The organism is Bifidobacterium ramosum, from assembly GCF_009299505.1.
Classification (GTDB): domain Bacteria; phylum Actinomycetota; class Actinomycetes; order Actinomycetales; family Bifidobacteriaceae; genus Bifidobacterium; species Bifidobacterium ramosum.
On record NZ_WBSM01000006.1, the window covers coordinates 35856 to 51901 of the forward strand.

Sequence of the window (16046 nt, forward strand, 5' to 3'; positions counted from 1 at the left end):
ATTCGGGGTTCTTCCGGATGACCAACGCTTCCTGCGGTACGCGCGTGCTACGCGCGAATCACTTGGACAGCCACGTGTCCTTGAAGTGGTAGCGGGAATCGCCAGGGTCGGTCTGGTAGCCGTGCACCTTGCTCGACCACACCTGATAGTCCAGCGGGGTGGCGAACGGGGTGAGCGCCAGCACCTGCTCGGCGATCAGGTTGTTCAGCTCGTTGATTTGCTTGACACGCGACGTATCGTCCGCGTTGGTCTCGATCTTGCCCAGCAGCTCCTTGGCCGAGGCCGCCTGCTCGTTGTCGCCCCAGCGGTCGACGTTGCTGCCGGTCGTCAGCCACCAGGTGAACGCCGATGCCGGATCGGCGCCGATGACGTCCTGCACCAGCACCAGATCGGCCATGTACTTGTCGCCGGTGGTGAAGATGCCCTGGATCTCCTCGTACGGCACCGGCTTGAGCTCCAGCGTGATGCCGACCTTGGACAGCTGGTCCTTCATCAGCTCGAAGACGGGGGCGTCGGCGGTATCCGCGCCGTAGGCGAGGGAGATCGTGGGATTCGGGTCGCCCGATTCCGCCAGCAGTTTCTTGGCGCCGTCGGGATCGTACTTGGTATTCGGCGTCTCGTCGGTGGGCGTGTCGAGGCCGGCGACGGCCGGGGGATTGGCGAACGTCTTCGCGCCGCGGCCCGACGTGCCGATCTTGATGATGGCGTCGCGGTCGATGGCCTTGGACAGGGCCTGACGGACCTTGATGTTGTTCAGCGTGCCGTCGTCGTAGTTCGGGTCGATGAACAGGAATCGGGTCGAGGTCTGCTGCAGCTTGCCCAGCGTCAGGCCGTTGCTCTTCGCCTGCTCGGCGAGCTCCGGTTTCCAGAACCACGCCGCGTCGGCCTGTCCCTGCTGGACCAGCGCCAGCAAGGCGTTCTCATCCGCGACCTTGACGAAATCGATGCCGTCGAGATACGGCTTGCCCTTCTCCCAGTAGTGGGTGTTACGCGTCAGTTTGACGTCCTTGCCCTTGTTCCATGCCTCAAGGGCGAACGGTCCGGTGCCGTTCGAGGTCTTCTGCCGGTCCGCCTCGCTGGTCTTCTCGTACCACTGCTGATCGACGATGTAGAATCCCGACAGCCGGTCGCCCACCGTGTTGAGGAACGACGGGGTGGGTTGCGAGAACTTGAATTCGATGACGTTGCCGCCCTTGTCGGTGACATTGGTCAGGTTCTTGAGCACCGCGGCCTTCGACTGCGGCGACTTCTCCTTCACATAGTTGAAGCTCCAGATCACGTCCGACGGCGTCAGATCGCTGCCGTCGGCGAACTTGACGCCCTGGCGCAGCGTGAAGTCGTACGTGGTGTCGTCCACCTGTTTCCATTCGGTGGCCAGACTCGGCTCGAACTGACCGTCGTCCCCCTTGACGATCAGGGTGTCGTAGATCTGGTTGAGGATCGACGTGGACGCGTACACGCTGGCGATCATCGGATCGAGGCCGCCGTTGCCGGGTTCGTCCTTCGTGCCGAACCGCAGGACGCCGCCGGATACCGGGGTGGTCGAATCCTGGGAGGCTGCGGACGAGGAGTTGTCGTCCGGGACGGCTCCGCAGCCGGCCAGACCGAGCGAAAGCGCGAGGACGGCCGCAAGACCTGCGGTGCGTGCGCGCGAGGTGGACAGTAACGACATGATGAATGGTTCCTTCTCTTTGGTGACGATCGCCGAACGTAGCGTGGTTCGCCGTTGCGGCGGGTACATGTTCCTTCCTACCCGATGAACGTGTTCGCTGGTAGCGTGTTGCCCGTTTTGCCCTATATGTGTTATTGATAGGACATTCAAGATGGGCGTGATCGTTCGTCTTGATAAGCCGTTATAAGCCGGTCGCGGCTGTCGCTGTAACCGTCCATAACTAGTTCGTATAGCCACGCCGCCTCGATCCCGGGAATCCCGGAGTACGGTCGGACATATTGGCGAAACGTCATACATCATTTCCCTCCGCCCACGCGGAACGAACGACAAGGAGCATACCCATGAACAAGCGCGAACGCGTGCTGGCGGCGTTGAACGGCGAACCGGTCGACCACGTCCCGGCGGCATTCTGGTTCCACTTCGCCGGCGACGAGGCGAAGGGCGAGACGAACGTGCAGGCGCACCTCAAGTACTTCCGCGAGGCCGACCTCGACTTCATCAAGATCATGGACGACGGCTACACGTGGTATCCGGCGCCCGCCGAGGTCGCGACTGAAGGCCGCTGGGATCTCGTCAAGTCGCTGCCGGCCGACCACCCGTACATCACGGAGCAGGTCGAGCGCGCCAAGCGCATCGTCGACGAGCTGCACGGCGAGGCGTTCGCGTTCTACAACGTGTTCAGCCCGTTCATCGTGCTGCGGTTCGTCTACGACGCCGCCGGCAAGGACTTCGACGCGCTGAGCGAGGACCTCAAGGAGCACCCGATCGAGGTGATGGAGGCGCTCGACGCGATCGCGGTCACGCAGGCGCTGCTGAGCCGTCTGGTCATCGAGGAGGCCGGCGTGGACGGCATCTACTACAGCGTGCAGGGCGCCGAACCGGACCGTTTCACGCTCGAGGAGCACCGCCGTCTGGTGCGTCCGAGCGACCTGTACGTGCTCGAGCACGCCAACCGCTACTCCGAAACCAACATCGCCCACCTGTGCGGCTGGGCGGGCAACCGCAACGACCTCGAGAAGTGGCGCGACTACCCGGCCAAGGTTGTCAACTGGGCCGCGTCGGTCGAAGGACTGTCGCTGGTCGACGGCCGTGCGTACTTCGGCAACCGCACCGTGCTCGGCGGCTTCCAGACGCACTGGGACGGCACGGTGCGCCAGGGCATCATCTACGACGGCACCGAGGAGGAGATCAAGGACTACACGCGCAAGCTGATCCTCGACTTCGGCAAGCGCGGGCTCATCCTCGGCGGCGACTGCACGGTCGACGCGTCGATCGACTGGCAGCACATCCGCTGGGTGCGCGAGGCGTCCGCCGAACTGTGATCCGGCATGGATCCGGTCGGCTGCGACGGTCGGCCACCTGACGCGACCGTCTATAATCCCTGCAATCGCAAGGCTTAAGAACCGCTCATAAATAATACGTATGCCGCCGTCGCGGGATGCGGCTTGCATCGTCCGCGACGGCGGCATACGTTCGTAACCATCGCACGTCATTGACGTCATCACCAAGCAGTACCTCAACGGTCGGCAATCGACCGGCGTCAGACATACGTCAGTCATATAAGAGAGGAAGAGCATATGACCACGTTCACCATCCAGCGCCTGTGGCGCAAGGTCGCGGCGGCGGGACTCGCCGTGGCCTGCACGGCCGGACTCGTTGCCTGCGGCGTGAACACCGGTGCCGGCACCACCACGGGAGGCAGCGGCACGGGCTCGTCGCAGACCGGCGACACCATCCGCTACGCCCTGTGGAGCAACCCGAACGGCCAGTTCAACCCGGTGACCTACTTCACCGACTATGACCGCGCGATCATCTTCAACGTGTACAGCCGCCTCGTCGTGCTCGACAAGGACCAGAACTACCAACCGTCGCTCGCCAAGTCGTACGAGTGGTCCAAGGATGGCAAGACGCTGACCTTCAAGCTGCGCGACGGCGTCAAGTGGCACGACGGCAAGGACTTCACCTCCGCCGACGTGGCCTTCACCTACACGGCCACCGCCGACAAGGACTTCCCGCTCGACCCGCCGGCGCTTGTCACCTACCTCGAGGGCTACGACGACTTCCACGCGGGCAAGACCAAGGACTTCCCGGGCATCACCACGCCGGACGACACCACGGTCGAATTCCACTTCGCGAAGACCTACTCCGGCGCGCTCACCACGTTCTCCGACAAGCCGATCCTCGCCAAGCACGTGTGGGAGTCCACGCCCGTGGGCCAGTGGAACAAGGCCACCGACCTGCTCAAGAACCCGATCGGCACCGGCCCGTACAAGTTCAAGGAGTTCGTCGACGGCCAGTACGTGTCGCTCACGGCCAACGACGACTACTTCGGCGGCAAGCCGAAGACCAAGAACCTGATCTTCAAGGTCGTCAGCCCCGACACGTTGCAGACCGCGGTGATCAACAACGAGGTCGACCTTGGCGAGATCTCCAATTTCAACTCCAAGGAGCTCGACACCTACAAGAGCGAGAACATCAACGTCGTCGAGAACGAGGGCAACGGCGGCCAGTACCTCGCCTTCGACGTGAAGAACCCGAAGCTTGCCGACAAGCGCGTTCGCCAGGCACTGCTGTACGCCATCGACCGCAAGGGCCTGATCGACTCGCTGCTCTACGGCCACGGCGTCACGTTCAACGCGCAGGCCCAGCCGTCCGACCCGTACTATCCGACCGACGAGCTCAACGACTACGCGTACAGCAAGGACAAGGCCAAGGAGCTGCTCAAGGAGGCCGGCTGGACCGACACCGACGGCGACGGCATCCTCGACAAGAACGGCGAGAAGTTCACGTTCACCATCAACTACCCGAGCGGCAACAAGACGCGCGAGCTGTCCGCGCCGATCATCCAGAAGAACTTCCAGGACATCGGCATCGACGCGAAGCTTTCCGAAGCCGACTTCAACACGACGCTGGCGATCCTGCAGGATCCTGACAAGCAGTATGACGGCGTGCTCATGGGCGCCACCTTCCGCCCGCAGCAGTACGGCACCAACAACTGGTGGACCCGCTGGGACGAGAACGCCGAGGCCAAGGCCGCGCTCGACAAGGTGAACACCACCACCGACGCCGACGCGCTCAAGGCCGCCGTGAACGACTACCTCAAGCTCGAGAACGAGGAGGTTCCGATGGCCTTCCTCTATATCCCGAACCAGGGCACCGCCGTGCGCCCCGAAGTCAAGGGCTTCGAACGCTCCACGTACGAGATCTTCTCCAACGTGACCGACTGGACCATCTCCAAGTAACCTGAACGGCAACGCCAGCAGCGTCCGCCGTGGGCCGGAAAACGCCTTCCGCCCGCGGCGGACGCGCGTCCGTTCAAGCCCACGGATCGTCCCCACTTCCACTGCCATCCACTGCCAGAAAGCCAGAAAGGTCGGTGCCATGCCGATTGTCAGATATATAGTGCGGCGCCTTGCCATCGCGCTGCTGGTGCTGTTCGGCATCTCGCTCATCGTGTTCACGGTGATCAACCTGCAGCCGGGCAACCCGTACGCCACGATGTTCAGCCCGCAGGCCGACGCCGCCACACGCGAGGAGCTGCTGCGCAAGGTCGGCTACTACGATCCGATCTGGCTCAAATACGTCAAATGGCTGGGCCGTGCCGTGCAGGGCGACCTCGGCTACTCCATCCAGCTCGGCCTGCCGGTGAGCGCCGTGATCGCCTCGCGTGTGGGCAACACGTTGGTGCTCACCCTGGCCGCCGCGGTCATCGCGTTCGTCATCGCCCTGCCGGTCGGCATCTACTCGGCGATCCGCCGCGGCCGCGTCTCCGACCGCGTCATCACGATCGTCACGTTCGGCATCATGTCAATCCCCGCGTTCTTCCTCGCGATGATCCTCATCCGACTGTTCTCCGCGCAGCTCAAGATCCTGCCGAGCTCGGGCATCATCACGCCCGGCTTCACCGGCAGCTCATGGGACGTGACCGTCGACGTGATCAAACACCTCGTCATGCCCGCCACGGTGCTCGCCGCGCTGAGTTTCGCCACATACAGCCGCTACATCCGCTCGTCCGTCAGCGAGATCCTCGACACCGACTATGTGCGCGCGCTGTTCGCCAAGGGTGTCAGCCGGCGCAAGGTGCTCGGCAAGCACGTGATGAAGAACGCGGCCAAGCCGATCATCACGGTGCTCACGTTGGCCGTGCCGGGACTGCTGTCCGGCGCGCTCATCACCGAAACGGTGTTCTCCTGGCCGGGACTGGGCCGGCTGGGCTACGAGGCGGCCGTCGGCCGTGACTATCCGCTGCTGATGGGCATCACCCTGCTGCTCGCCGTCGCGACGCTGCTCGCGAACCTGCTGGCGGACGTGCTGTACATCGTCGTCGACCCGCGAATCCGAGTCCAATCATGAGCACGAGCGCAATCAATACGGTGACCACCATGAGCATTTCCAACGTTCCCGCCGAAACCTCCGTCCCGTCCGCGACCGCGGACACCGCCGCCGCGGCCTCCGCAGACCGTCGCAAGCGCAACCGTCTGCTGACCAACCCGTGGTTCGTCGGCGGACTGTCCGTCGCGCTCGTCATCGTCGCCGCCTGCCTCGCGGCGCCGCTGCTCACGCGCTACGCGCCCAACGACATCGATCTGAACAGCCTCGAGGCCGCGCCGTCGTCCGCGCACCTGCTCGGCACCGACGCGCTCGGCCGCGACATCTTCTCCCGACTGCTGTACGGCGGCCGCATGTCGATCCTTGTCGGCGTGGCGGCCGTGGCCATCCAAGTGGTGATCGGCGTGGTGCTCGGCACTGTGTCCGGCTACTTCCGCGGCGCGGCCGACGCCGTCATCATGCGTATCGCCGAAATCTTCCAGTGCTTCCCGTTCTACCCGCTCGCCATCACCATCGCCGCCGTGTTCGGCGCGAACGTGTGGAACGTCGTGCTCATCATCGGCCTGCTGCAATGGCCCGGACTGGCGCGACTGGTGCGCGGCGAGGTGCTGTCGATCCGCGAGAACGCGTTCATCGACTATTCGCGCGCGATCGGCGTGCCCACCTACCGCATCCTGTGGGACGGCCTGATCCGCAACTGCGTGCCGGTGATCGTCGTCAACGCGACGCTCGCCGTGACCACCGCGATCCTGTCGGAGGCCGCGCTGAGCTTTCTCGGCCTCGGCGTCTCCCAGCCCGACCCGAGCTGGGGCAACATGCTGTCGAGCGCGCAGAGCTTCCGCGTACTCAGCTACGAGCCGTGGATGTGGATCCCGCCGGGCGTCGCCATCGCGCTGCTTGTGCTGTCGATCAACGCGATCGGCGAATCGCTGCAGGAATACCTGCGCCCGCGGTTCGGCTACATCGCCGACATCCTGCCGTCGCGCGCGGCGAAACGGACGACGCGCTGACGTACTGACGCAACGCGAAACGAACGCGCTCCCGGAATTCCTCCGGTTGGAACGAAAGCCAGCGGCCCTCCCGGCACGGGAAGCCGATCCGACGTATTGAAGTAAGGACCTGATAGCCATGACCACTGCAACCGATCACCCGAACCTCACCGAAACGGAACGCACGCTGCTGCGGCAGGCCTCCGCATGGTTCGACGACCGTCGCGACGAATTTACCGACGACCTGCTCGACTGGGTCGCCGTGCCGTCCGTCTCCGACACCGCGAAGGCCGCGCCCGGCGCACCGTACGGCCCGGACGTCGCACGCATGTTCGACGTCGCTGCCGCCCGTGCGCACGACTTCGGACTGGGCAGCGTGAACCGCGACGGCCACGCGCTCGAAGTGCGTTTCGAAGGCGTGGCCGACGACGGCCAGGCCGGTGCCGCGTCGCTGCTCGGCGACATCTCGCTCGTCTCGCATCTCGACGTCGTGCCGGCCGGCCAGGGCTGGACCTTCGAACCGTTCAAGCCGTTCGCCCGCGACGGCTTCGTGGTCGGCCGCGGCAGCTCCGACAACAAAACCGGCGCGCTCATTGACCTGTACCTGCTGCGCTTCCTCAAGGAACGCCGCTTCACGCCGCGCCACGCCCTGCACATCCTGTACGGCGGCGCCGAGGAGACCAGCCTCGACGACATGCGCTGGTACGTGGAGCACGTCGGCACGCCGCACCAGGCCGTGATCACCGACAGCCCGTTCCCCGCCAACAACGCGCAGAAGGGACACCTCACCATCCGCCTCACCCTGCCCGCGGGCGACGTGCTCGCCGGACTCGATGCCGGCGTCGCGCCGAACGCGGTGCCCGGCCGCGCCGCGGTCGTCTGGCCCGGCGTGGACACGGCTGTAGTGCAAGCCGCCGTAAACGCGTTGGACGACACCGACCTGCGGTCGCGCATCAGCGTCGAACCGGCCGCCGGCTCCGCCGCATCCGCCGGCGCGACGATCACCGTGCAGGGCGTCTCCGGCCACGCGGCGTTCCCCGACGGCACCCGCAACGCGATCGTCCTGCTCGCCCAGGCCCTGCTCGCGCTCGACGGCACGCTCCACGTGCTCTCCGACGCGGACCATCGCGCCGCCGAAGCCATCGCCACGCTGTTCGCCAGCCCGTACGCCGACGGCACGCCGATCGCCTACGAGGACGACGAATCCGGCCGCACCACGCAGAACCTCGGTGTTGCCCGCCCGAACGCGGCCGCCGGCACCGTCGAACTCACCGTTGACATCCGCTACGCCGTCACCCAGGACGGCGCCGCCATCGAACAGGCGCTCGCCGGCGAACTGGACCGCTTCGGCGGCCGCATCGACGACGTCGACCGCTCCGCGCCGTTCTTCGTGCCGAAGGACGACCAGCGCCTGCAGACCCTGCTGTCCGCCTACAACGACGTGCTCGACGTGCACGAGGAACCCAACGCGATGGGCGGCGGCACGCACGCCCGCGTCATCCCCGGCGCGCTCAACTTCGGCCCCGGCTTCGGCGCCCACACGTACGCTGACGGCACGCCGATCGCGCACCATCCCGGATTCCTGCCCGAAGGCCGCGGCTCAGCCCACGGCGCCGACGAATGGACGTCGATCGAGGACGCCAAGATCGCCTTCCTCATCTACCTCATCGGCATCACGCGCCTCGACGCCACGCTCGACGCGTGACCGGCACGCGCGGCGCAACCCACCCATATCCCACCGGACAACCCAAGGACGACCGACAACCATGACGCAGACGCAACAGCACCGCGACAGCGAACAGGACGGACGACGCGACGACATCGTGCTCGGCGTGCACGATCTGGACGTGACCTTCCACGCCGACACCGACATCCACGCCGTCGAACACCTCAGCTTCGACGTGCATCGCGACGAGATCCTCGCGGTCGTCGGCGAATCCGGCTCCGGCAAATCCGTCACCGTGCAGGCCATCCTCGGCCTGCTGCCGTACTACGCGCAGGTGCACGGCACGTTGAGCGTCGGCGACGGCCGCGAGCTCGACCTCGGCGACGCGGCGGCCCTGCGCCCGCTACGCGGCCGGTACGCGTCCATGGTGTTCCAAGACCCGTACGCCAGCCTCGACCCGGTGTTCACGATCGGCGACCAGATCGCCGAGGCGGTCACCGCAATGGATGGCTCGCTCGACAAGACCGCCGTGCACGACCGCGTCCGCGAACTGCTCGCCGACGTGCGCCTCGACGGCGTGGAGCACATCGAACGCAAGTACCCGCACGAACTGTCCGGCGGCCAGCTGCAGCGCGTCATGATGGCGATCGCCTTGGCAGGCCGGCCCACGATCCTGCTCGCCGACGAGCCGACCACCGCGCTCGACGCCACCGTGCAGCAGGAAGTGCTCGACCTGCTCCACGACATCGCCGCGAACCTCGGCATCAGCGTGCTCATCATCACGCACGACATGGGCGTGGTCGCTGATCTGGCCGATCGCGTGCTCGTCATGCACAACGGCCGGTTCGTCGAACAGGGCGACGTGGACGCGGTGTTCGCCCATCCGGTCGAGGACTACACGAAGAAGCTGCTCGCGGCCGTGCCGTCGAACGCGAAGCCGGCCGTGCGCGCGGGAGCAGGCGGCGACGCGGCATCCGGAGATGGCGCCGGCGCCGGTGCGTCGGATGCCGCGTCCGCCGCCAAGCCGATGCTGTCCGTCAAGGACCTCACCGTGTCGTACCGCTCGCGCGGCGGCGCGGTCAAGGAGGTCGTGCACGGCGTGAGCTTCGACATCGAACCGCGCGAGATCGTCGCGCTCGTCGGCCAGTCCGGCTCCGGCAAATCGACGATCGCCCGCAGCCTGCTCGGTCTCAACCCGCTCACCGGCGGCACCGTGCTCATCGACGGCCAGGACGTGTCCGCGCTCGGCCGCAAGGAGCGCCGGCAGGTGCAGTCGCATATCGGCATCGTCTTCCAAAGCCCGTCCGGCTCGCTCAACCCGCGGCTCACCATCGGCGAGATCATCGCCGAACCGCTGCGCTTCGTCCTGCACATGAACCGCAAGGACGCGCTTGCCCGCGCCGGCGAACTGCTCGAGACCGTGCAGCTGCCGGCCGCGCTCGTCGACCGCTATCCGAGCGAACTGTCCGGCGGCCAGCGCCAGCGCGTCGCCATCGCCCGCGCCATCGCCGCCAAACCCACGCTGCTCATCGCCGACGAGCCGACCTCCGCGCTCGACGTGTCGGTGCAGTCCGAGATCCTCGCCCTGCTCAACCGGCTGCAGCACGACATCGGTTTCGCCTGCCTGTTCATCAGCCACGACCTGCCGCTCGTGCGCAGCTTCAGCCACCGCACCATCGTGCTGCGCGACGGCGTCATGGTCGAATCCGGCATCACCGAGGAGCTGTTCGCGCATCCGACGCAGGAGTACACGCGCGAACTGATCCTCAGCGCGCCCGTCGCCGATCCGCAGGTCCAGCACGAACGCCGGCGCGAACGACTCGGACGCACGGAACAGGCGCACTGATAAGGCGTTATAAGCAACGACTGTAACCAACATGCCGTGTGCGGCTTGATTCCGCACGCGGCATCGTGTTGTCTGGGACATGCAACGGCAACCGGCGGCGACGACCGACCCGCCATCCCACGAAAGGACCATCATCATGACCGACCTGCGCGCCATCTTCCACGACATCGTCAAGGGCACGTCCGACGTGCCGTACCTGGTGAGCGCATGGCAGCATCTTATCGGCCACGAATACGGCGCCGAGGAGTTCGCCGCCGCGTACGTCGACTTCGTGCGTCGCTGGGACTGGCAGTGGGTGAAGATCAACCCGCGCGCCATCTACTACTCCGAAGCGTGGGGCTCGCGCTACGACCGTGACGACTACGCCGGATTCGTGATCCCGAAGAAGCTCAAGGCCGGCATCGAGACGCCCGCCGACGTCGCCGGCATCGCACGGCTCGATCCGACCAAGGACGAGTACTTCGCCGAGGCGCTCGCCGCGGCCGCGCTCATCCGCGCGCAGCTCACCGACCGCGCCGTGCTGCAGACCGTCTTCTCGCCACTGTCCGTACTGCTGCAGATCGCCGATCTGCCGCTGTACCCCGGCGACGACTACGCCACGCCGACGCTCACCGTCGAGGACGTCGTGCTGGGCCAGTCGGACGTCGCCAAGCGCGCGCTCGACAACATCGCCGCCACGCTCGCCGACTACGCGGCCGCGCTCGTCACGCCCACGGCCGACGGCGGCGCCGGGCTCGACGGCGTGTTCTACGCCGTGACCGGCACTGTGAGTGAGGACTACTTCGACGACGCGCAGTATCGCGAATTCTCCGAACCGTACGACCGCATCGTCATCGACGCGATCCGCAAGGCCAACCCGGACGCGGTCGTACTGCTGCACACCTGCCGCGCCGACTCGCACCCGGACTGGTTCGACCGTCTCGGCGTCGACCTGATCCACTGGGACCAGTACCTGCCGGGCAATCCGAAGGCCGACGCCGACCTCAAGGCGACGGTCGTGGCCGGCGCCAACGCGCCGTTGTTCGCCTCGGCCGACAACGTCGAGCAGATCCGCAAGGAGATCAAGGGAAGCATCGCGCTGCGCGCCGGCAAGCCGTTCCTCGTCGCGCCGAGCTGCACCGTGCCGACGCCGGCCGCCGACGAGGCGCTGCAGGCGCTGAGCGACGCGCGCGTGGCGGCGTGATCCTGCGGCGGCGGCATAGGCGATACTAGCGCCGGTAGGCGGCGCACACACAACCGAACGAAGGGAACAGAGACGATGGGGTACGATTTCAGCACGCAGGCGATCCATGCCGGCTATGACAGGAAGGGCAACGCCGACGCGTCCAGCGTGCCGATCTACGCGTCCGCGGCGTTCGACCTGGAGGACTCCGGCCGTGGGCAGGCGCTGGCCGCCGGCGTCGAACCGGGCTTCGAATACTCGCGCGTCGCCAACCCCACCGTCGACGCCCTCGAACGGCGCATCGCCGCCCTCGAAGGCGGCATCGGCGCGGTGGCCGTGTCGTCCGGCATGGCCGCGGTGTCGTTCGCGCTCATGTGCGCGGGGGAGGGCGGCGGCCGCATCATCGCGCCCACCAACCTCTACGGCGCGTCCGTCGACGCGCTCGGCGACTTCCTGCCGCAGTTCGGCATCCACGCCGACTTCGTGCACGACATCAACGACCTCGCCGAGGTCGAATCGCTGATCGGCCCGGACACGCGCGCGATCTTCGCCGAAACCGTCGCCAACCCGTCCACCGCCATCACCGACATCGAACCGCTTGCCGCATTGGCCCACCGCCACGGCATCGCGCTCATCGTCGACAACACCGTACCCACCCCGTACCTGCTGCGTCCCATCGAATTCGGCGCCGACATCGTCGTGCACTCGACCACCAAGGGCATCACCGGGCACGGCAACGCGATCGGCGGCATCATCGTCGATGCGGGCCGCTTCGACTGGACCAACGGGCGGTTCGCCCAATTCACCCGCCCCGAACAGGTGATCGCCGACCTCGACGGCAACCGGCGCAGCTTCGCCGGCGCGTTCGGCGAACAGGCGTTCATCAAACGCATCCGCATCAAGTACCTGCGCACGTTCGGCGCGGTGCAGAGCCCGTTCAACGCGTACCTGTCGCTCATCGGCCTCGAGACGCTGCCCGAGCGCGTCAGCCGCCAGGTGGCGACCGCCACGCTCATCGCCGAACGGCTCACCCACACGCCGCACGTCGTCAAGGTCAACTACTCCGGCCTCGGCGACACGCCGCAGTATGCGCTCGCCGCCAAATACTTCCCGCGCGGCGTCGGCCAGATCCTCTCGTTCCTCGTCGACGGCGACCGCGAGAACGTGCGACGCATCCTTGACGGCACGAAACTGTTCTCGTACGTGCCGAACATCGGCGACGCGCGCTCGCTCATCGTCGACCCGGTCAACATCACCCACCGCGAGGTGCCCACGGACTACCGGATCGCGGCCGGCGTGACCGACAACCTGATCCGCCTGTCCATCGGCCTTGAGGACGCCGGCGACCTCATCGCCGACCTCGAGCAGGCCATCGCGGGGGCGTACTGAGGATTCGCGCCTCGTTCCGTGTCCTCGCTTACCGTCTTTCTTTTTTGATAACGGACATACAGCCGATTTCCTTACGTAATCGGCTGTATGTCCGTTTGTTTGTTTGGCTTGCCGGTGTCATGTGCGGTCCGTTGTTGCGGCATCGCGACACGCGGATGTCGCGGCATGTGGTAGGGTGATACCCATGACGTATCTCATGTGTTGTTGTTGTCGCTGACCGACGCCGCCCGGACGGGCGCCAGCCGATCGGTTGACAACGCATAACTTGAGATAGGATTCACGTCTTCGCGATACGCACCGGCATCTCGGCCGGCATGAGGTCGATCATCAACGGACATCGTGTTACCGTTATCGACGATCGCATCCCACGACATCATCGCAACATCACGGCGATACAGCCCTCGTGGCAGCGATATACCACATTCGCGCAGACTCCTCGGCCGCCGTCATCCATCATCGTTCGACGGCATCCGCATCAGTGACTCCCGTTTCATCCGCGCCAACCGACGGTTCCGCCCCGGCCGCACCGCACGATCCGCACGATCACGCCGCCCCCCCCCTCACGAAACCGAACTACACCGAACCCCGCAGACAGAAACGAGCATCACCATGACCATCCACCAGAACCTCTCCGAACTCATCGGCAACACGCCGCTCGTCAAGCTCAACCACGTCACCGACGGCATCCGCGCCACCATCGCCGTCAAAGTCGAATACTTCAACCCCGGCGGCTCGTCCAAGGACCGCATCGCCGAACGCATCATCGACGCCGCCGAACGCTCCGGCGAACTCAAGCCCGGCGGCGTGATCGTCGAACCCACCTCCGGCAACACCGGCGTCGGCCTCGCGCTCGTCGCCCAGCAGCGCGGCTACCGCACCATCTTCACCCTGCCCGACAAGGTCAGCGAATCCAAGCGCGCCGTGCTGCGCGCGTACGGCGCCGAAATCGTCGTGACCCCCACCGACGCCGGCCCCGACGACCCGCGTTCCTACTATCAGGTCGCCGAACGGCTCGCCAAGACCATTCCCGGCGGCTTCCGCCCCAACCAGTACGACAACCCGAACGGGCCGGCCAGCCACTACGCCACCACCGGCCCGGAGATCTGGAAGGCCACCGACGGCAAGGTCACACACTTCGTGGCCGGCATCGGCACCGGCGGCACGATCAGCGGTACCGGACGCTACCTCAAAGAGGCCTCCGATGGCGCGGTGCAGGTCATCGGCTCTGACCCGGAAGGCTCCATCTACTCCGCGCCCAGCATGGCCGACGTGCACCAGTACGACATCGAAGGCGTCGGCGAGGACTTCTACCCGAAGGCCTTCGACCGGGGCATCACCGACGACATCGTCAAGATCAACGACCACGACGCGTTCCTCATGACCCGCCGGCTCGCCGCCGAAGAGGGGCTGCTCGTCGGCGGATCGTCCGGCATGGCCGTCGCCAGCGCCGTGCGCTACGCCCGCGAGCACGACCTCGATGGCAACCAGCTGGTCGTCGTGCTGCTGCCCGACTCCGGCCGCAGCTACCTCGAGAAGATCTTCAACGACGACTGGATGCGCGCCAACGGATACGGCGACATCGTCGACGCGACCACGCGGCCGTCGCTCGTCGAACGGTACCTGTAGGCGGCGCCGTCGCGCATCGTCCATCGTCGACGTGACCCAATCCAATCCGACCGATCCCAGTCCAACGCAATCTAATCCAATCTAATCTAATCCAACTGATCCTCACCGATCATCACATCATCAAGGAGCATCCCATGACCATTGCCACCGATCCCGCCGCACTGTCCGCCTCCGCCCGTGCCACCCGCGCCATCCACGCCGGGCAGGAGCCCGACCCCACGACCGGCGCCGTTGTCACCCCGATCTACATGACCTCCACGTTCAAGCAGGACGGTGTCGGCGGCCTGCGCCACGGCTACGACTACAGCCGCTCCGTCAACCCGACCCGCACCAGCTTCGACGAGCAGCTCGCCTCCGTCGAAGGCGCGAAGTACGCACTCTCGTTCTCCTCCGGCCTCGCCGCCATCGACGTGTTGCTGCGCTCGACCATCAAACCCGGCGACAACATCCTGCTCGGCAACGACGTGTACGGCGGCACCTACCGTCTGCTGTCGAAGGTGTTCGTGCCATGGGGCGTCGGCCTCGACGTGGTCGACATCACCGACCTGGCCGCGGTGGCCGCGGCGCTGGAAACCAAGCCGTACGCGTACCTTTGGGTCGAAACGCCGTCGAACCCGCTGCTCAACATCACCGACATCGCGGCCGTCTCGGCCCTCGCGCACGACCACGGTGCCAAGGTCGTGGTCGACAACACGTTCGCCTCGCCGGTGCTGCAGCATCCGCTCGAGGAGGGGGCCGATGCGGTCGTGTACTCGACCACCAAGTACATCGGCGGTCACTCCGACGTGGTCGGCGGCGCGGTGGTGCTCAACGACGAAGAGGTGCGCGATCAGGTGGCGTTCCTGCAGAACGCGGCCGGCGCGGTGCCGTCGCCGTTCGACTCGTGGCTCGACATCCGCGGCCTCAAGACCCTTGACCTGCGGGTCAAGCAACACAGCCGCAACGCGCTGAAGGTTGCGCAGTGGCTCGAATCGCAGCCGGCGGAACTGGTGGAGCGCGTGTGGTACCCGGGGCTGGAGTCGCACCCGGGCCACGAGATCGCCGCGCGCCAGATGCATGGCGGGTTCGGCGGCATGATCTCGGTGCAGATCGCCGCCGGATTCGAGGCGGCCAAGCGGTTCGCCGGGGCGACGCAGGTGTTCACGCTCGCCGAGTCGCTCGGCGGCGTCGAGTCGCTGATCGAGCATCCGGGCGCGATGACCCACGCCTCCGTGGCGGGCACCACGCTCGAGGTGCCGGCGAACCTGATCCGCCTGTCGGTCGGTCTGGAGGACGCCGACGACCTGATCGCCGATCTCGAACGGGCGTTCAAGGCGATCTGACCGGGGCTTGGGGTTTGTACGGTTCGGTGTCCCGTCGGGGTGTTG

General features: G+C 66.2%; 11 protein-coding genes. 10 read left to right on the top strand and 1 reads right to left on the bottom strand.

The annotated features are described in order from the left end of the window. Positions 1-58: 58 nt before the first annotated feature. Positions 59-1672, bottom strand: a complete 1614-nt coding sequence (locus DSM100688_RS06370) for an ABC transporter substrate-binding protein (protein WP_163146800.1) — start codon at positions 1670-1672, stop codon at positions 59-61. A 341-nt stretch (positions 1673-2013) separates the two neighbouring features. Here DSM100688_RS06370 and DSM100688_RS06375 point away from each other — a divergent pair, with 341 nt between their 5' ends. The 10 genes from DSM100688_RS06375 to DSM100688_RS06420 all read left to right on the top strand — a co-directional run bounded on the left by DSM100688_RS06375 (position 2014) and on the right by DSM100688_RS06420 (position 16001). After that, positions 2014-2994, top strand: a complete 981-nt coding sequence (locus DSM100688_RS06375; RefSeq protein ID WP_152358313.1) for a uroporphyrinogen decarboxylase family protein — start codon at positions 2014-2016, stop codon at positions 2992-2994. A 255-nt stretch (positions 2995-3249) separates the two neighbouring features. Further along, positions 3250-4914: an ABC transporter substrate-binding protein gene (locus tag DSM100688_RS06380; RefSeq protein ID WP_152358314.1), complete on the top strand. Its 1665-nt coding sequence runs from the start codon at positions 3250-3252 to the stop codon at positions 4912-4914. A gap of 139 nt (positions 4915-5053) precedes the next feature. After that, positions 5054-6025, top strand: coding sequence for an ABC transporter permease (locus DSM100688_RS06385; protein ID WP_163146799.1), 972 nt, complete (start codon positions 5054-5056; stop codon positions 6023-6025). Between the two features lie 29 nt (positions 6026-6054). Next, positions 6055-7011: an ABC transporter permease gene (locus DSM100688_RS06390; RefSeq protein ID WP_152358315.1), complete on the top strand. Its 957-nt coding sequence runs from the start codon at positions 6055-6057 to the stop codon at positions 7009-7011. A gap of 118 nt (positions 7012-7129) precedes the next feature. Then, the gene (locus DSM100688_RS06395) at positions 7130-8695 is read left to right on the top strand and encodes a Sapep family Mn(2+)-dependent dipeptidase (protein ID WP_152358316.1); all 1566 of its coding nucleotides are present in this window, start codon (positions 7130-7132) and stop codon (positions 8693-8695) included. 61 nt (positions 8696-8756) lie between these two features. Then, positions 8757-10502 carry a dipeptide ABC transporter ATP-binding protein gene (locus DSM100688_RS06400; protein ID WP_152358317.1) on the top strand — a complete coding sequence of 582 codons (1746 nt, stop codon included), beginning with the start codon at positions 8757-8759 and terminating at the stop codon, positions 10500-10502. A gap of 136 nt (positions 10503-10638) precedes the next feature. Continuing rightward, on the top strand, positions 10639-11685 hold the full coding sequence (locus DSM100688_RS06405) for a uroporphyrinogen decarboxylase family protein (protein ID WP_152358318.1): 1047 nt from the start codon (positions 10639-10641) through the stop codon (positions 11683-11685). A 75-nt stretch (positions 11686-11760) separates the two neighbouring features. Further along, positions 11761-13053, top strand: coding sequence for an O-acetylhomoserine aminocarboxypropyltransferase/cysteine synthase family protein (locus tag DSM100688_RS06410; RefSeq protein WP_152358319.1), 1293 nt, complete (start codon positions 11761-11763; stop codon positions 13051-13053). Positions 13054-13662: 609 nt separating this feature from the next. Next, on the top strand, positions 13663-14679 hold the full coding sequence (locus DSM100688_RS06415) for a pyridoxal-phosphate dependent enzyme (RefSeq protein WP_152358320.1): 1017 nt from the start codon (positions 13663-13665) through the stop codon (positions 14677-14679). A 134-nt stretch (positions 14680-14813) separates the two neighbouring features. Continuing rightward, complete coding sequence (locus DSM100688_RS06420) at positions 14814-16001, top strand: cystathionine gamma-synthase (RefSeq protein WP_152358321.1); 1188 nt, start codon at positions 14814-14816, stop codon at positions 15999-16001. Positions 16002-16046 lie beyond the last annotated feature (45 nt).